This window comes from Roseomonas sp. SRI_022 (genome assembly GCF_057586215.1).
Map to the genome: position 1 here is coordinate 14,255 of NZ_JBYCZL010000044.1, position 17,427 is coordinate 31,681.

Below are 17,427 nucleotides of genomic sequence, written 5' to 3' on the forward strand. Positions count from 1 at the left end.
CCAGGCGCGGGACTCTCGGCCGATCCCCACGGATTCAGCGGCATCTAGCGTGGCGGGTGATGGCATGGCGCACGACCGACCATGCCATTTCAATCACCCGCAGCATTCCGGGCACGTGGTGTGTCAGTATCGCGCCAGGGTGGAAGCGAATCCGGAAGACAACCGCGATGCATGATCGCCTGCACAGCGACGAATCCCTCGGCCCCGCGGCCGTCTCAACCGGCCACCTGCCGCCCAATCCGGCGGTGGACACGCTGGTCCAGGAAGCCTGGGACCGATACCGCGGCGTCGGCGACGGCAAGGTCGCGGACTACATCCCCGCCCTCGCCAAGGCTTCGGCGGATTGGTTCGGCGTCTGCGTGGCCGGCGTCGACGGCGAGATCCATGCGGTGGGCGACACCGATCGCGCCTTCTCGATCCAATCCATCTCCAAGCCTTTCGTCTTCGCCCTGGTCTGCCAGGCGCTGGGCGGTGGCCGCGCGCGGGCGAGCGTCGGCGTCAACGCCACCGGCCTGCCCTTCAACTCGGTCATGGCGATCGAGCTGAACGCCGACCGCACCATGAACCCGATGGTCAATGCCGGGGCGATCGCGGCGACGAGCCTTGCGCCTGGGACGAATGCCGAGGAACGCTGGCGTTTCATCCGCGACGGCCTGTCCCGCTTCGCGGGCCGCGAACTGGCCATGGATGCGGAGGTCTATGAATCCGAGGCCGCGACCAACCAGCGCAACCAGGGCATCGCCAGGCTGCTACAGGGTTATGGGCGGATGTATTCCGACCCGGACGAGGCGACCGACATCTACACCCGCCAATGCGCGCTGAATGTCACGGCGCGGGATCTCGCGGTGATGGGCGCGACGCTTGCCGATGGTGGCGTGAACCCGGTCACGAAGGAACGCGTGGTCGATGAGGATCGCTGCCGCCGCGTGCTGGCCGTGATGGCGACGGCCGGCCTGTATGAACAATCGGGCGACTGGCTCTACGAGGTTGGGCTGCCAGGCAAGAGCGGCGTCGCCGGTGGGCTGGTCACGACCGCGCCGGGCAAGGGCGGGCTCGGGGTCTTTTCGCCACCGCTCGATGCCGCCGGCAACAGCGTCCGTGGCCAGCTGGTGACGCGCTTCCTGTCGGAGCGCCTCGGACTCAACCTATTCGCATCACAACCGGCGGCCTGAACCGGAAACGGGGGAAACAAGAACCATGAGCAGCGCAGCCGCCACAGAACCGCGGGAATCCTGGGTGCCGATGATCGCCATCGCGCTCGGCCAGATGCTGATGTCCTTCAACGTCGCCGCGCTGCCGGTCTCGCTAGCCGGCATGGTGTCGAGCTTCGGCGTGCCGCCGACCACGGTGGCGACCGGCATCGTGATGTATTCGCTGTCCGTCGCCGGCTTCGTGATGCTGGGCGCGAAGCTTGTGCAGCGCTTCGGATCGACCGCGGTGTTCCGCGCCGTGATCGGCGTCTTCGCCATGGCGCAGGTGCTCATGGTGATCTCCTGGGCGGCACCGGTGATGCTCGGCGCGCAGTTGCTCGCCGGGCTCGCCGCATCGGTGATCGTCCCGGCGCTTGTGGCGCTGATCGCGCATCACTATCGCGGTGCGCAGCAGGCGACGGCGGTGGGTGCACTGGGCTCGGCGCGCGCCGCGGCGGGCGTGGCCGCCTTCCTGATCGGCGGCATGCTCGGCACGTTCATCGGCTGGCGGCCGGTCTTCGGCATCCTGGTCGTGGCCGCGGCCGTCGTGTTCCTGCTGTCCTTCAAGCTGAAGCCGGAGGACGCCCGCCCGGAGGTGAAGATCGACCTGGTGGGCGTGGTGCTGGCGGCGGCGGCGATCGTCATGATCGTGTTCGGCTTCAACAACCTGAACCGCTGGGGCCTCGGCGTCGCGCGACCCGGCGCGCCGTTCGACATCTTCGGCATGTCCCCTGCGCCGATCATGATCGTGGTCGGCGCGATCCTGTTGCAATCCTTCATCGCCTGGTGCCGGCGCGTCACCGCGCGCGGCGGCACGCCGCTGCTCGACCTGCGCGTCATCACCTCGGGCGAGGAGCGCGCGGCGGTCTATGCGATGTTCACCGTGGTCGGGCTCGAGGCCATGCTGAACTTCACGGTGCCGCTCTACATCCAGATCGTGCAGGGGCGCACGCCGATCGAAACCGCGATCGCCATGATGCCGTTCAACCTGACGGTGTTCTTCACGGCGATGCTGGTGGTGCGGCTATACGACAAGGTCAGTCCGCGCCGCATCGCGCAGGGGGGCTTCGCGCTGTGCATCGTCGGCCTGCTGTGGCTCGCCTGGGTGGTGCGCAACGACTGGTCGGCCATTCCCGTGATGTTCGGCCTGATCACCTTCGGCATCGGCCAGGGCGCGCTGGTGACGCTGGTGTTCAACGTGCTGGTCACCTCCGCGCCCAAGGAACTGGCCGGGGATGTCGGGTCGCTGCGCGGCACCACGCAGAACCTCGCGGCCGGCGTCGGCACGGCAGTCGCCGGTGCGTTGCTGGTCGGGCTACTGTCGGCCGGCATCCTGTACCGCATCGCCGAGAACCCGCAGCTGCCGGTGGCAGTGGTGTCGCAGATCGACCTCGACAGTATCAACTTCGTCTCCAACGACCGGCTGCTCGGCATCATGGAACGCACCGGCGCGGCCCCGGCGCAGGTCGCCGAGGCGGTGCGCGTCAACACGGAGGCGCGGCTTCAGGCGCTGAAGATCGGCCTGTTGCTGATGGCGCTGCTGGCCGCGCTCGCCATCATCCCCGCGAGCCGCCTGCCCGCCTATCGCCCCGGCGAGATCCCCGACGGCATCACCCCACGCGGGGGCAAGGCGTGAGCCGCAAGCGCCTCCTGCTGCTCTCGCTCGGCGGCACCATCACCATGGTGCCGTCCGCCGAGGGCGGGATCGCACCGAAACTCGGTGCGGCGGAACTGGTCGCCTCGGTGCCCGATCTCGCGACGGTCGCGCAGATCGAGGCCGACAGCCCGGCGCGCCTGCCCAGCCCATCGCTGACACCGGGGCATCTGGTCGATGTCGCGCAACGGATCGAAGCCGCCTTCGCCAACGGCCTCGACGGCGCCGTCGTCATCCAGGGCACCGACACGATCGAGGAATCCGCCTTCCTGCTCGACCTGCTGGTGGCGGGCAGCAAGCCGGTCGTCGTCACGGGCGCGATGCGCGGCGCGGCCGCACCCGGCGCGGAGGGACCGGCAAACCTGCTCGCCGCGGCGCGCGTCGCGGCATCCGATGCGGCGCGTGGGCTGGGCGCGCTGGCCGTACTGAACGATGAGGTCCATGCGGCGCGCTTCGTGCAGAAGTCGCACACCGCCCTGCCTTCGGCCTTCACTTCGCCCATGGCCGGGCCGCTCGGCCTGGTGGCGGAGGATCGGGTGCGCATCCTCACCCGCGTCGCGCGCCAGCCGACCCTGTCGGCCGCACAGGGCGCGCCGGCGCCGGTCGCATTGCTGCGCTGGGCGATGGGCGATGACGGCCGGCTGCTCGGCGCCCTGCCGGGGCTTGGCTATGCCGGAGTTGTGATCGAGGGCATGGGCGCCGGCCATGTCCCGGCCGATGCGGCCGAGGCGGTCGGCGCGCTCGCGTCGCGAATGCCGGTGGTGCTCGCCTCGCGCTGCGCGACCGGGCCGGTTTTCGCGCAGACCTATGGCTATCCGGGCGGCGAGATCGACCTGATCCGGCGCGGCGCGATCCCGGGTGGCGTGCTGTCGGGACCGAAGGCGCGGCTGCTGCTGGGCCTCGCCCTGCGCGGTGGCGGCGAACGAGACGTGGCGGCAGCCGCCTTCGCGCCGTATCAATGACATCGGCTGCCATGGCCGGACATTGCAGAAGGACTGCCGCGATGATGGCCGATCGCAACCCTGTCCGGCATGCCGCTGCGGGGCTTGCCCTGGCGCTGCTCGCGGCGCCGGCCCTGGGCCAGACGCCGGCCGCGGTGCCAGGGCCGGCTGAGCCCTACGGCACCTTCACGCTAACCTACGAGAACGACACCTTCGCCGGCACCGACCGCTACTACACCAGCGGCTTCCAATTGGCCTGGCGGTCGGCGCCCTACGCGCCGCCCTCCTGGATCGCGGACGGGCCGGGCATCGTGCTTCCCGCAGGCGGGGCCATGCGCTGGGGCCTCGCCTTCGGGCAGAACATCTTCACCCCGGACGACACGACGCTGCGCAATCCGAACCCGCAGGACCGGCCCTATGCCGGCTGGCTCTACGGCTCGATCAGCCTGTCCTCCACCACGCCCACCTCCTACGGCAGCATCGAGCTTCAGCTCGGCGTCGTCGGCCCCAGCGCGCTTGGCGAGCAGACGCAGAACAACGTTCACGACTGGCTCAACATCGATCGCGCCTATGGCTGGGCCTACCAGCTCAAGGACGAGCCGGGCGTGAACCTCGTCCTGACGAGGCAATGGCGCTTCAACAGCGAGCCGTTCTGGGACGATGTCGCGGTCGGCGTCGTGCCGAGCCTCACGGCGAGCCTTGGCAATGTGGCCACCAATGCCTCGGCTGGGATGATGATCAGGATCGGCAACGACCTGATGGCCGATTTCGGCCCACCGCGCATGCGTCCCTCGGTGTCCGGCTCGACCTTCTACGTACCGGTCCGGCGCTGGGGCTGGTACGTCTTCGCCGGCTTCGACGGACGCGTGGTCGCGCACGACATCTTCCTCGACGGCAACACCTGGCGCGAGAGCCGGCATGTGGACAAGGAATACCTCGTCGGTGAGGCATCCGCGGGCTTCGCCCTGTTCACGCCGATCGGCCGGCTGACGCTGTCCTATGCCGCGCGCACGCGGGAATTCACGACGCAGCGGGAAAGCGCGCAGTTCGGATCGATCAGCCTGTCGATGCAGTTCTGATCCTCAGCGCCGCCGCCCGCCCAGCAACCCGCCGATGCCGCGCACCACCTCCTGAGCGGCGCCCTGGATCTCACGCGGGACCAGGGGGATCGGCGTCGCTGCGGCCTCGGGCATCGGCCCGATGCGACCAAGCCGCGCGAGCGTGAGCGCCGGCCCGCAATCGCCGCCCGGTGGCGTGCTGCCGGTCGCGTCGCGCAGGAATTCGACCGTGCTGCTGCGCCACAGCCGGTTCGCCACCGTGTCGCCGATGACGCGCGCGACGGCCGCGCCGGGGTCCACGCCCACGCGCGGTTCCATGAACGTGCCACCGACGGTCACCGGGGCGCGGACGGTCACGCCCATCAGGCGGATATCGGGCAGCAGCCGCGCCGCGATGGTCTCGTTGCGCAGATTGACGGCGAGCGTGCCGTCGATCCGCCCGAAATCGCCTTCCATCAGCAAGGTCTCGCTGCGCGCAACGCCGTCCTCGGCCGACAGGCGCAACGCCAGGCAGCGCATGGCCACGCCGCCGGCCGGCGTGCCGCGCGGCATCAGCGCGCGTGCGAGGTCCGGCCCGATGCGCAGCGCCGTGGCGCCGGTGAAGCGCCCGCCGACCATGGCGATGCCGGCTTCCCCCGACAGCGTCGCGAGCACAGCACGCGTCGTCGCGCCCTGGCCATGCAGGTCGAGCGCCAGTTCCGCACTGCCATCGAAGCCCGCCGGCACGCCGAAGGTCCGGCGCAGCGAGGCGAGGTCGAGTCCGCGACCCCGGCTGTCGAGCCGCAATTCCAGCCGCGGCATCCGCGCGCCGGCATCGAACATTGCCCGCCCGCCGACCGGCCCGCCCGGTGTGGTGACGAGCAGCGGATCAAGCGTCAGCCGGCCATTCGCCAAGGCCAGCGTCGCGCTGGCATCGCGCCAGGCCACCCCGCCAGCGGTGATCTGCGCGGCGGACAGGCGCAGCGCCGCATCCGCGCCGCGCAGTCCATCGACCGGCAGCGCGACGTCCGGGATCGCCGACGCGGATGTCCGCCGCCGCACCGGCGCGCCATTGCCGCCCAGCAAGGCGTCGAGATCAGCCCGCCGCGCCGACAGGCGTCCGCGGAACGCCGTGCGCTGACCCAGCGCGATGGCGAGCTCGCCCTCCATGTCGAGCGCATCGGCCGCGACCGTCAGCGCATCCAGCCGCAATTCGCGCGTGAACAGGCCGCCGAGCCGGGCATGCGCGGTCACGCCGGTGACACGGGGCAAAGCGATGCCTAGCGCCGGGCCGACCAGCGTGAAATCCGGCGTCGTCAGCCGCGCATCGAAGGCCGTGGCGCCGACATCGAGGTCGCGCCGGACCGGCCCGGACAAGGCGAGCCGTGCACGGCCCGAGGTCAGCACCGCCTCGACCGGCAGGCTTTCCTCCGGCCTCGCTTCCGCCATCCGGCGCAGCGACGGCAGGGTCGCGACGAGGCCGAGATCGGCGCCGCCCCTCTGGCCCTGGGCGGACAGGGTTGCCGGCCCATCGAAGCTGGCGGCGCGCAATTCGCCGCGCGACAGCCGCAAGCCCGGCAGCAGGGCGGCGAGGTCCGTCGCGCCGAGGCGCAGCGTCAGTTCCGAGACCGTCGGCGCCTGCGCGCCAGGGCCGAGCCGCGCCGCCAGGCCAACCTCCCCCAGCGCCGGGATCGTTCGTCGCAGCCGCTTCGCCACGCGTTGCGTGGCGCCGGCTTCGGCCTCGGCTTCCAGCACCAACGACCAGCCCGGCTGGCTCATCGCGCGCGGCCAGGTGCCGCGCGCCGCGATGCGCAAGCCCTCGCCACGGACCGTTGCCTCCAGCGGCATTGTGCCGTCCGCCTCGGGGCCGAGTTCGGCGCTGACGGATAGCGCTTCCCCATCGATGACGATGTCGCCTTGCAGTTCGAGCGGATCGTCCGGCTCATCGCGCGCGATGTGCAGCGACCGGATCTCCACCACCGAGACCGCCCCACCGGGCATCAGGATGCGGGAGGATTCGATGTCGATCGCGGCGATGCTCAGGCCTCCGGCCGGGGAACCGCTCCCGCCCCTGCCGAAGGCCCAGTTGGGCCGGCCTTCGGCATCGCGCTCGACGACGATCTCCGCATCCGCCAGCAGCAGGCTGTCGATCTCGACGCGGCCCGACAGCAGTGGCAGCAGGGCCAGCGTCACCTCGAGGCGCCCGATGCGGGCGAAGGCGGGCCGCGACCCGCCCGGGATGTTCGCTACCGTCGCATCGGCGATGGCGATGCGTGGCCACAGGCCGAGCCGCACGGAAATGCCACCATGCGTGACGGTGCGGCCGGTGGCGCGATCCAGCGCGACGCCGATCTCATTCGTCAGCGCGCCGCGTGCGATCGCGACCTGCAGCGCGATGATCGCCGCGCCGCCGAGCAGGACAAGGCCCAGCACCACCAGCGCGGCGATGCGCAGGCCGCGCTTCATGGCGCAACCATGGCGAGGCCGAGCGCGAGGGTCAGCACCAGCAGCGCGAGGCCCGCTGCCGTCCAGCCGCGCAGCACAGCCTCCCCGCGCGCCAGCGCTGCGCCGAGCGGCGCCGTGGCGCGGATCATCCGCCGTGCCGGATGGATGATGTCGCCTTCCGGTATCGCCGGGAGGCGGTCGCCCCAGCGCGCCAGCGACCACAGCGCTAGGGCGCCGAGCATGACCGGCCACAGCGCCTTGGCCCAGGCGGCGGGGGTCAGAACCGCTGCCCATGTCCCCCCGGCGACGGTAGTGAAAAGCAGCCAGGGCACGATCACCGCGGCGACGGCCATCGCGAGCCATGGCAGCAGCATGCCGCGGGGCGGCCGCGCAACCGCATCCTCAGGGAAACCCGCCGCGAGCCGCCGCGTGAAATGCAGCATCAGCAGCGTCGAACCCGCGGCGGACAGCGCGGACAGGATGCCAACAAGGCCCTCGCCGAGTTCCGTCTTCACCGCTTCCTTCGCCAACCACCCGCCGGTCAGCGGCATGCCGCCGAAGCCGAGCGCCAGCAGCACGGCCGGCCCGATCACGAGCCACCGCACCCGCCCGCCGGCCACGGCCGCGACGCCGACGGCCAGGAACAGCGCGCCCTTCGCCAGCACATGCTGCAAAGCGTAGAAGCCCGCCGCCGTGGGCGTGGTGCCGATCCCGCCCGCCAGCCCCATGCCGATCGCCGCCACCACCACGCCCATCTGGCTGATGGAGGAATAGGCGAGCACCGTCTTCGGGTTGCGCTGGGTGATGCCGACCGCGACACCCCAGAAGGCAGTGATGAAACCGACCACCGCCAGCGCCTGGCCCCAGCCTGCGGACGTCGCTTCCATGGGCAGGAAGCGGATCAGGCCGATGATGCCGGCCTTGATGATGGCGCCGCTCAACACTGCCGAGGCCGGCATGGGTGCGGCCGGATGCGCGAGCGGCAACCAGACATGCAGCGGCACCAGCCCGGCCTTCATCCCGAAGCCGACGACCAGGAAGCCGATGGCGAGGTCGCGCAGCGGCGCGGCGGCGAGCGCGGGCAGCACATCCGCGATGGCGAGGCTGTCGCCCGGCGTGAAAGCGGCGAGCAGAGCGAAGCCGGCGAGGAGGGCGGCCTCCCCGATCACCGTCAGCAGGATGTAGGTCGCACCGGCGGCCCAGGCGCGCGGCGTGCGGTCGTGGATGACGAGGCCCCAGGCCGGTAGGCTCGCCAGTGCATAGACGAAGTAGAAGCCGACCAGGTCGCCCGCGACGAAGACACCGAGGCTGCCCGCCATGGTCGGCAGCCACCAGGCGGCGAAGCGCCATTGCGCGTCGCGTTCGACATAGGCGCGCAGATAGACCGACGCGGCGCACCACAGCAGCGCACAGGCCCCGAGCAGCAGCGCGGAGGGCTGGTCGAGCGCCAGCGTCAGCCGCACCCGCGCATAGACGATGAAGGGATCGCCTCCGGCGGCGACCACCGCGCAGGCAAGCCCCGGCAGCGGCGCGATCCACAGCAGCCCGAGCGCGCGATCACGCCACGCCGGCACCGCCGTGATCGCGAGCAGAATCAGCGGCGCCAGCGGCGTGGCGGCGAGCAGCAGCGCGTTCATAGCAGCACGTCCAGCCGCCCGACCTGCACCAGGCCGAAGGCGGCCAATGGCAGGAAGCCGAGCACCACCGACAGCACGGCAAGGCCGAGCGCGATCCCATCCCGCTGCCACAGGATCGGGGCCGGCGCCGGCCCCTCCCCCGCCCGCAGCCCAGCGGCGAGCACGCGATAGACGTAACCGCCGGTCAGCAGTCCGCCGCCGAGGATGACCAGCGCCCACCACCATTGCCCGGCGCCGATGGCCGCGCTCAGCAGCAGCCATTTCGCGGCGAAGCCGCCGGAGGGCGGCACCCCCATCAGCGATAGTCCCGACAGGCCGAAGGTCAGCAGCGTCACCGGCATGATGCGTGCCGCGCCGCCGATATCGGCGATGCGGTCATGGCCGAAGCGCGCCGCCATGATGCCGGCAGCGAGGAACATCGCGGCCTTGGCGAAGGCGTGGGAGACCGCCTGCACCAAGCCCCCGGTCCAGGCCTTGGCCGCGACTTCTCCCGGTGCGGCGGCGATCAGCGGGAACATCAGGAACAGGTAGCCGATCTGCGCGACCGTGGAGTAGGCGACGAGCAGCTTGAGCCTCGGCTGTGCGAGCGCGGCGACGGAACCGAGCAGGATCGCCGCCGCACCGAGCCCGGCAAGGATCTGCGCCGCCCCCGGCATGGGCTGCCCGGCCATGACGCCGAACCACAGCCGCAGCACCAGCACGAAGGATCCCTTGACCACCAGCGCGGACAGCACCGCACTGCCCGCCGCCGGTGCGCCGGCATGGGCCGGCGGCAGCCACAGATGCAGCGGCAGCAGCGCGGTCTTGGCAAGCAGCCCCGCCGTCATCATCGCGATGGCGATGACCACCGCCGGCTGTCCCGCCACACGCTGCGACAGCAGCACGATGTCGAGCGTCCCGCAGGCGCCATAGATCAGCGCCACGCCAAGCAGGTAGAGCACCGAGCCGAGCAGCGCGAACATCAGGTAGCGAAGTGCCGCTTCCAGCGTCGCGCGGCTGCCGTCGAGACAGACCAGCGGCATCGCCACGAAGGTCAGCAATTCGAGCCCGACATACAGCGTGAACAGGTCGTTCGCGACGAGCAGGAGGTTGATCGCACTCCATAGCGCGAGCAGCAGCGGCCAGAAGGCGAAGGCCCGGCGCGTTTCCGGCGCGCCGGGCGCGGTGCCGAAATCGCCCCGTGCGAAGATCGCGGTCGCGCCGATCACCAGCGCCGTCGTGACCATCATCGCCGCGGCAAGCCCATCCGCCCGGAAGGCGATGCCGAGCGGCGGCGCCCAATGCCCCAGCACATGCCACAGCGGCGCACCAGAGACCTGCACCACCACCGCGATGCCGATCGCGACCGCAAGTCCGACCGGCGCCAGCGCCAGCGTCAGCCGTTCCGCGCCCCGCGCCCCGAGCGGCAGTGCGGCGATCATGCCGAGCACCGGCAGCATCACCGCGAGCATCGGCAGGGCACCCCAGGCCATCAGGGCCGATCCCCTCGGTCGGCGAGGCGCAGCACCAGCGCGACCGCCAGCGCCGTCGCCGCGAAGGCAACGACCAGGCCGGTCAGGATGATGGCCTGCGGCACCGGATCGCCGCCGAAGCCGGCGCCCGCCCCGCGCCGCGCCACCACGCCGAAGACGACGAAGACCCCGCCGCCGAGCAGGTTGAAGGCGAGGATGCGCAGGAGCGGCTCCGGCCGGACGATCAGGCCGAATAGCCCGATGCCAACCAGCGCCGCGCCCATCAGGCCGAACAGCGTTGCACTCATCGGCGTGGCTCCGCTTCGGGCGGTCCCATCACCAGCAGGGCGAGCGCGACGGCAATGGAGGCGGTCAGCACGATCTCGGTCACGATGATCAGCGGTGACGCCCAGCCGGGGGGATAGGCAAGGAAGGCGCCTTCCAGAACGGCGCCCGCCAGGCCGATGCCGATGAAGACCGCTGGCCCGATCGCGACGATGCCGCGTAGCCAGGGCGCCGCGATGCGCGGCGGCCTCACAAGGCCGGCGAGCCATGGCAGCAGCCACATAGCCGCGAGGATCGCCGCCGCCTGGAACTTCCCCCCCGGCGCATCCTTGCCGACCCAGAGGATATGCACCGCGATGACGATGCCGAGCGGTGGCAGCAGTCGCGCGAGCAGCGCGATCGGCCCATCCGCCAGCACGGATCGCGGCTGCCCCGGCACGCCGCCCCATCCGCCGTCGGGTGCGAGCGCCCAGATGGCGATGACCGCCAGCACGACAACGGCTGATTCCAGCAGCGTGTCCAGCCCGCGGAACGACATCAGGACCCCGGTCACCGGATTGCCGAGGCCGGTCGTCGACAGTTGCGCCGCGACCTCGCGACCGAGGGAGGGCGCGGGATCGGGCAGCAACAGGATCGCCGCGCCGAGGGCAGCCGTCACGCCGGCGCAGCCGATGCCGACCAGCAGTTTCACCGCGGCACCCGGCGCGGGGTCGGCGGGGCTGTCGGCGCTGGTGGACAACCGGCGCACGCCGCACAGCAACAGCACGCCCGACAGGCCGGCGCCGATTGCCGCTTCGGTGAGCGCGATATCGAGGGCGTCAAGCCGCACCCAGACGAGGGAGAGCAACAGCCCATAGGCGACGAACAAGGTGACGGCGGTGAAGGCGCGACGTGCGAGGATGCTGGCAAGCGCCAATGCAAGGATCGGCGCGGCCAGCACCGCATCGGTGAGCAGCGCGGCGGTCATTCCGGCCGGTCCTGCGCGCGGGTCAGCCGCGCGATCATGGGCCCGACCGCGGCGCTCGACAGCAGCACCAGGCCCCAGATGGCGAGCAGGTGCAGCACACCGCCGACCCCATCCGCGCGTGGCAGCAGGCCAATCACGATAAGGCCAAGGCCGAGATGGTCCGCCTTGGTCAGGGCGTGCAGGCGGCTTGCCGTATCGGGGAAGCGCAGCAGCCCTGCCGTCCCGGCGACGAAGAAGACGAGACCAGCCAGCACGGCGAGGATGGTGAAGGCGTCGAGGAGCAGGTTCATGCCCCGTCCTCGCCTTGCGCGTCGGCTGGCGGGGCGGTGCGTGCCATGGCGACCGACGCGAAGGCCGCCAGCACAGCGAGCGTCAGCGCGATATCGGCCAGCGCCGGCGTCGCCGTTGCCACGCCGATCAGCAGCAGCGCCGCGATCCCGCCGGTGCCGAGCAGCGCGGCGGCCATGATGCGGTCGGCGATGGTCGGTCCGCGCAGCACCCGGATCAGGCCCGCCGCGACGGTGACGAACACCGCCAGCGCCGCGGCCAGGAAGAATTCAGCCATCGATGCCGAAGGCACGGGCGAAACGGGCCTCCTCCCGCGTCATCGCCTCCGCGACGCCGGCCGCGCCATCCAGCGCGTGGATGGCGATGGTTCCGTCCGCTGAAGCCCCGGCCGGCAGGGTGCCCGGCAGCAGGCTGGCATAGGCCAGAAACGCATCGCGCGCGCGGCCCCGCGGCAGGCGCGGCGTCCAGGCCACCACCGCCGGCGAGGCGCCGCGGCGCGGGTCGAGCGCCAGCGCCGCGACCGCCGCCCCGGCGCTCAGCGCCTGCCAGGGGAAGCGCAGCAGCAGCACGGCCAGCGCCACGGGCCGCGGCCGCGCCGTGAGCGGCGGCAGCAACCGCAGGCTGGCCCAGGTGCCGAGCGTGGCCGCGGCGCCCCCCGCCACCAGCCCCAGGGGATCCGTCCCGGCAATGGCGACCCAGAGCAGCAGGAGCAGCCCGAAGCGGATGACCCCCGTCGCCATCATGTCAGGTCTCGGCTGCCTGCGCCTTCGGCGGCTTGCGGTCGAAGACAGTGACGTAGAGCGTCGGCAGGAAGACCAGCGTCAGCAACGTCGCCACCATCAGCCCGCCCATGATGGCGAAGGCCATCGGCCCCCAGAACACCGTGGGCGCAATCGGGATCAGCCCGAGCACTGTCGAGATCGCGGTCAGCAGCATCGGCCGCAGGCGCGACGATGCGGCGGCGACCACCGCATCCCAGACATTCTTGCCTTCGGCACGGTCGGTCTCGATCTGGATGATCAGGATGATGGCGTTCTTCGCGATCATGCCGAGCAGCGACAGGATGCCGAGGATCGCCACGAAGCCGAGCGGCCGGTTGAACACCAGCAGCGCCAGCACCACGCCGATGATGCCGAGCGGCAGCAGCGCCAGCACCAACCCCAGCCGGCGGAAGGACTGCAGCTGGAACATCAGCAGCGTGAACATCAGCAGGAGCATCATCGGCACGACGGCGATGACCGAGGCCTGGCTGTCCGCGCTTTCCTCGGCGATGCCGCCGAGATCGACGCGGTAGGGGCGTTCCAGCCGCGCATTCAGCGCATCGATCCGCGGCTGCAGCGCCGCGACCACCGTGTCCGGCAGCACGCCGGGATTCACATCGGCGCGGACGGTCAGCGTCGGCACGCGGTCCCGCCGCCAGACCAGGGGGAATTCCTGCGCATGCTCGAATGTGGCGAGCTGGGTCAGCGGCACCGTCCGCCCGCCTGGCAGCGACACCTGCAGCGACCGCAGCGTGTCGAGCGACAGGCGTTGCTCGCCGGTGGCCCGCGCGACGACGTCGATCAGGTAGATGTCGTCGCGGACCTGGGTGACGGTCTGCCCGGTCAGCGCGGCATTGATCGCGCTGGACAATTGAGCCGAGGACAGGCCGAGCCGGCGTGCCTCATCCTGATCCACGCGCACGCGCAGCTGGCGGGCGGGTTCCATCCAGTCGAAATGGACATGCCGCGCGCCGGGCGTGTCGGCCAGCAGCTTCGCCACGTCCTGCGCGATCTCGCGTACGCGCTCGATATCGGGCCCGTTGACGCGGTATTGCAGCGGCCAGCCGACCGGCGGGCCGAGTTCCAGCGGATAGACGCGCGCAACGGCCGAGGGAAACTCTTCTGCCAGCAGCGTCTCCAGCCGGCGATGCAGGCGCTCGCGGCCCGGCAGGTCCTTGGCCACCACCACCGCCTGGGAGAAGAAGGGCAGCGCGAGTTGCACATTGAGCGGCAGATAGAAGCGGATCGCGCCGCGGCCGACATAGGTGCTCCAGCGTTCGACATCCGGGTCGGTGGCCAGCGCGGCATCGAGGCGCCGCGAGACCTCCTCACTGGCAAAGATCGAGGCGCTCTGTGGCAGCGTCACCTCGACCAGCAGTTCCGTACGGTCGGAGGAGGGGAAGAACTGGCGCGGCACGAACTGCATGGCGAAGACGGCGACGCCGAACATCACGACCGTGAAACCGATGGTGATCCACTTCGCCCGCATCGCCATGGTCAGGAAGTCGGTGTAGGCGCGCAGGATCGCGCCTGGCTTCTCCGGTTCGGCCGACGCCTTCGGCGCCTTCAGGATCGCCATGCCCAGCAGCGGCGCGAAGATCACGGCGACGAACCACGACACGATCAGGGCAATGCCGACCACCGCGAAGATCGAGAAGGTGTATTCGCCAGCCGAGGACCGCGCGAAGCCGATCGGCACGAAGCCGGCGATCGTCACCAGCGTGCCCGTCAGCATGGAGGAGGCGAGCGAGGAATAGGCGAAGGTCGCCGCCTTCTGCTTGGTGTCGCCGGCCGCCAAGCGCCGGATCATGGCATCGATGGTCGTCATCGCGTCGTCGACCAGCAGTGTCAGGGCGATGATCAGGGCACCGAGCGAGATACGCTGGAGGTCGATGCCGAAGACCGACATCAGCGGGAAGACGATGGCGAGCGTCAGCGGGATGGACAGCGCCACCACCGACCCGGCGCGCATGCCGAGCGCGACGAAGGACGCCGCCATGATGATCAGGATCGCCTGCCACAGGCTGTCGGTGAAGTCGCCGATCGCCTCATCCACCGTCACCGACTGGTCGGCGACCAGGACGGGCTCGATGCCGATGGGCAGGCCGGCGCGGATCTCGTCCATCGCCGCCTTGATGTTGCGACCAAGGGCGAGGATGTCGCCGGCATCGCGCATGGCGACCGCGAGCCCGATCGCCGGATGCCCGTTGACGCGGAACATCGGCTGTGGCGGGTCGGCGGTGCCGCGGCGGACGTCGGCGATGTCACCCAGGCGGAAGATGCGCTCGCCGATGACGAAATTGACGTTGCGGATGTCCTGCTCGTTGGTGAAGGCGCCCGAGACGCGGATTGCGAGGCGTTCCTGCCCGGTCTCCACCAGGCCGGAGGGTCGCACGAGGTTCTGCGCCTGGAGTGCCGCGACCAGCGCGCCATGGTTCAGCCCGAGGCCGGCGAGGCGCTCGGTCGAGAACTCGATGAAGATGCGCTCATCCTGCGCGCCCAGGATCTCGACCTTCGAGACGTCGGGCACCAGCAGCAGGCGCGATCGCGCCGCCTCGACGAAGTCGCGCAACTCGCGCTGGGAGAAGCCGTCGGCGGTGAATCCGTAGATGATGCCGAAGGTGTCGCCGAAATCATCGTTGAAGAAGGGCCCCACCACCCCCTGCGGCAGGGTGTGGCGCATGTCGGCGACGCGCCTGCGCACCTGGTACCACATGTCCGGCACCACGGCGGCGGGCGTCGCACCTTTCAGGTCGATGAAGATGGTCGTCTGCCCCGGCACGGTATAGGAGCGGACGCGTTCGAGGTTCGGCGTTTCCTGCAGCGTGCGCTCCAGGCGCTCGGTCACCTGCTGCAGCGTTTCCTCGATCGTTGCCCCCGGCCAGACCGCGGAGACGATCATGGTGCGGAAGGTGAAGGCCGGGTCCTCGTTGCGGCCGAGCTTCATGAAGGCGAAGCCGCCGGCCACCAGTGCCACGATCATGAAGTAGATGACGAGCGAGCGCCGCCCGATCGCCCATTCCGAAAGATTGGGGCCGATCATCGCGCGCCGCCGAGCAGACGCACCTTCTGGCCGGGCCGCAAGGCCTGCACACCCGCCGTCACGATGATGTCACCGGTCTCGAGGCCGGTGCCGACCACGACATGGCCGGGATCGTGACGCACCAGTTCGACCGTGCGCAGCGCGACCGTCTCGGTGCGCGGATCGACCACCCACACCGCGGGTTGGCGATCCGCCCGCGTCAGCGCGGAGGCCGGGATCGAGAAGCCAGCGCTGGAGCCGAGCGTCAGCCGCCCCGTCACCGTGGCGCCGAGACGCATCGCGGGCGGTGGATCGGCGAGGCCGACGCGCACCTGGAAGGTGCCAGTCACCGCATCGGCGCGGGGTGCCACCTCGCGCACGCGGCCGGTCGTCCGGATGGCAGGATCGGTGGTGAGCACGACGTCGATCACCGGATTGGCCGGCGCCTGGTCCTTCAGTGTCGGCGGCACATCGAAGACCGCGTCGCGTCCTTCGTCGCGCGCCACCTGCACGATCATCCGGCCGGGCTGCACCACCTCTCCAGGCTCGGCGCCGCGCGTGGTGACGCGGCCATTCACGTCGCTCACCAGTTCGGTGTAGCCGAGGCGCGTTTCGGCAATGCCGACCTGCGCTTCGGCCGCATCCACAGCCGATTGCGCGGATTGCCGCGTCTGCGCCGCCTGATCGTAGCGCACACGGGTGGTCCAGCCGTCGCGCAGCAGCTCGGACTGGCGCCAGTAGTTGTTGGCGGCCTCGGTCAGTTGCGCGCGCGCGGCAGCGAGCTGCGCGCGGGCGGCGCGCAGGCCGTTCTCCTCATTGTCGCGGTTCAGCCGCGCGACGACCTGTCCGGCCCGGACCGTGTCGCCGACATTCACCAGGCGCTCGACCATGCGCCCATCGATGCGGAAGGCGAGGTTCACCTCGGTCTCGGCCTGCACCGTGCCGGTCAGGGACACGGTCTCGCCGCCGGCACTGTGCTCGACGGTGATCACCCGGACCGGCCGGACCTCCACCTGGGGCGCCGGGGCGCTGCCATCGCAGCCCGCGATGATCAGGGCCGCGAGCAGGCCCGTTGACCAGAGCGGTGGACGCCGAGAAGGCCGAGACAGCATGGCAGGTTCCGAGGTCATGGGTTCGGGAATCGCGGGACGGCGCGGATGACGGGACATTCGTGGGATCATCGTGGTGGCGCAAGCAACACTATGACTCCCATCACGGCAGCGTGCATCGGGCAGGTCCGGGGCTGTGTCACCTTCGGCCATCATAATCAAAGGTATGAGGCGCGGGGCTCGCATCACGATGCTGCCAATGGAGCCGCGACCCTAGGTAGGCTGCCGCATCGCGTCATTGGCACCCCATCCCGCCATTGCACCGTGCGTCCCACGCGCCCGGCTGCAACATCGGAACGCTTCTCGGCGGGACGCTGGGCACAGCCGCGGCATGGCCATCATATTGTTGTCCATTGACCGCCCCTCCTAACGTTACGGTGCCAAGAATCGAAGGGGGGATCAGGAGCCGATGAAGCAGCGTGCGGCGGCCCCTGGCCATTGGTTGCGCAAGCCAGCCCTGGCGCGAATGATGCCCCCGCTGCTGCTCGCCGGCAGTTTGGGGCTCACCGTGCTGCCCGGGCGTGGCGAGGCGCAGGTCTCGCCCAGCGACGCGGCCACGATCGCCGAACTCCGGCGACAACTTGAAGAGATGCGCCGGCGCCTCGAACAGTTGGAGGCGCGCGCCGCCGCCGCTGCACCG

At 70.7% G+C, this 17,427-nt stretch carries 15 protein-coding genes; 5 read left to right on the forward strand and 10 right to left on the reverse strand.

Going from position 1 to position 17,427, the window contains the following annotated elements; translation table 11 throughout:
- Nucleotides 1–167: 167 nt before the first annotated feature.
- Genes glsA through AC2YHJ_RS26505 form a run of 4 tightly spaced genes read left to right on the forward strand, consistent with a single transcriptional unit; the run spans nucleotide 168 to nucleotide 4,864 of the window.
- The gene (gene glsA, locus AC2YHJ_RS26490) at nucleotides 168–1,172 is read left to right on the forward strand and encodes a glutaminase A (protein ID WP_487399193.1); all 1,005 of its coding nucleotides are present in this window, start codon (nucleotides 168–170) and stop codon (nucleotides 1,170–1,172) included.
- A gap of 25 nt (nucleotides 1,173–1,197) precedes the next feature.
- Nucleotides 1,198–2,826 (forward strand): MFS transporter, encoded by a 1,629-nt coding sequence (locus AC2YHJ_RS26495; protein ID WP_487399194.1) that lies wholly within the window; start codon nucleotides 1,198–1,200, stop codon nucleotides 2,824–2,826.
- Nucleotides 2,823–3,806 (forward strand): asparaginase, encoded by a 984-nt coding sequence (locus AC2YHJ_RS26500; RefSeq protein ID WP_487399195.1) that lies wholly within the window; start codon nucleotides 2,823–2,825, stop codon nucleotides 3,804–3,806. The genes AC2YHJ_RS26495 and AC2YHJ_RS26500 overlap by 4 nt, the downstream gene beginning before the upstream one ends.
- 41 nt (nucleotides 3,807–3,847) lie before the next feature.
- A complete protein-coding gene (locus tag AC2YHJ_RS26505) occupies nucleotides 3,848–4,864 on the forward strand; it encodes a lipid A deacylase LpxR family protein (RefSeq protein ID WP_487399196.1) in 1,017 nt (338 codons plus the stop codon).
- Nucleotides 4,865–4,867: 3 nt separating this feature from the next.
- Here the strand turns inward: AC2YHJ_RS26505 and AC2YHJ_RS26510 are convergent, their stop codons facing one another.
- Genes AC2YHJ_RS26510 through AC2YHJ_RS26555 form a run of 10 tightly spaced genes read right to left on the reverse strand, consistent with a single transcriptional unit; the run spans nucleotide 4,868 to nucleotide 16,790 of the window.
- Nucleotides 4,868–7,288 (reverse strand): AsmA family protein, encoded by a 2,421-nt coding sequence (locus tag AC2YHJ_RS26510; RefSeq protein ID WP_487399197.1) that lies wholly within the window; start codon nucleotides 7,286–7,288, stop codon nucleotides 4,868–4,870.
- Nucleotides 7,285–8,904: a complex I subunit 5 family protein gene (locus AC2YHJ_RS26515; protein WP_487399198.1), complete on the reverse strand. Its 1,620-nt coding sequence runs from the start codon at nucleotides 8,902–8,904 to the stop codon at nucleotides 7,285–7,287. The genes AC2YHJ_RS26510 and AC2YHJ_RS26515 overlap by 4 nt, the downstream gene beginning before the upstream one ends.
- Nucleotides 8,901–10,376 carry a complex I subunit 5 family protein gene (locus AC2YHJ_RS26520; RefSeq protein WP_487399199.1) on the reverse strand — a complete coding sequence of 492 codons (1,476 nt, stop codon included), beginning with the start codon at nucleotides 10,374–10,376 and terminating at the stop codon, nucleotides 8,901–8,903. The genes AC2YHJ_RS26515 and AC2YHJ_RS26520 overlap by 4 nt, the downstream gene beginning before the upstream one ends.
- A complete protein-coding gene (locus AC2YHJ_RS26525; protein WP_487399200.1) occupies nucleotides 10,376–10,663 on the reverse strand; it encodes an NADH-quinone oxidoreductase subunit K in 288 nt (95 codons plus the stop codon). Before AC2YHJ_RS26525 ends, AC2YHJ_RS26520 begins: the two co-directional genes overlap by 1 nt.
- Entirely contained in the window at nucleotides 10,660–11,607 is a 948-nt protein-coding gene (locus AC2YHJ_RS26530) for a hydrogenase subunit MbhD domain-containing protein (protein WP_487399201.1), read from the reverse strand. Before AC2YHJ_RS26530 ends, AC2YHJ_RS26525 begins: the two co-directional genes overlap by 4 nt.
- Entirely contained in the window at nucleotides 11,604–11,897 is a 294-nt protein-coding gene (locus AC2YHJ_RS26535; protein WP_487399202.1) for a cation:proton antiporter, read from the reverse strand. Before AC2YHJ_RS26535 ends, AC2YHJ_RS26530 begins: the two co-directional genes overlap by 4 nt.
- Complete coding sequence (locus AC2YHJ_RS26540) at nucleotides 11,894–12,172, reverse strand: MrpF/PhaF family protein (RefSeq protein WP_487399203.1); 279 nt, start codon at nucleotides 12,170–12,172, stop codon at nucleotides 11,894–11,896. Before AC2YHJ_RS26540 ends, AC2YHJ_RS26535 begins: the two co-directional genes overlap by 4 nt.
- Nucleotides 12,165–12,638, reverse strand: a complete 474-nt coding sequence (locus AC2YHJ_RS26545) for a Na+/H+ antiporter subunit E (protein ID WP_487399204.1) — start codon at nucleotides 12,636–12,638, stop codon at nucleotides 12,165–12,167. Before AC2YHJ_RS26545 ends, AC2YHJ_RS26540 begins: the two co-directional genes overlap by 8 nt.
- 1 nt (nucleotide 12,639) lies before the next feature.
- Nucleotides 12,640–15,699, reverse strand: a complete 3,060-nt coding sequence (locus AC2YHJ_RS26550) for an efflux RND transporter permease subunit (protein WP_487399205.1) — start codon at nucleotides 15,697–15,699, stop codon at nucleotides 12,640–12,642.
- The gene (locus AC2YHJ_RS26555) at nucleotides 15,696–16,790 is read right to left on the reverse strand and encodes an efflux RND transporter periplasmic adaptor subunit (protein ID WP_487399206.1); all 1,095 of its coding nucleotides are present in this window, start codon (nucleotides 16,788–16,790) and stop codon (nucleotides 15,696–15,698) included. Before AC2YHJ_RS26555 ends, AC2YHJ_RS26550 begins: the two co-directional genes overlap by 4 nt.
- A gap of 406 nt (nucleotides 16,791–17,196) precedes the next feature.
- Here AC2YHJ_RS26555 and AC2YHJ_RS26560 point away from each other — a divergent pair.
- On the forward strand, nucleotides 17,197–17,427 hold a 231-nt coding region (locus AC2YHJ_RS26560; RefSeq protein WP_487399207.1), incomplete at its 3' end, for a hypothetical protein.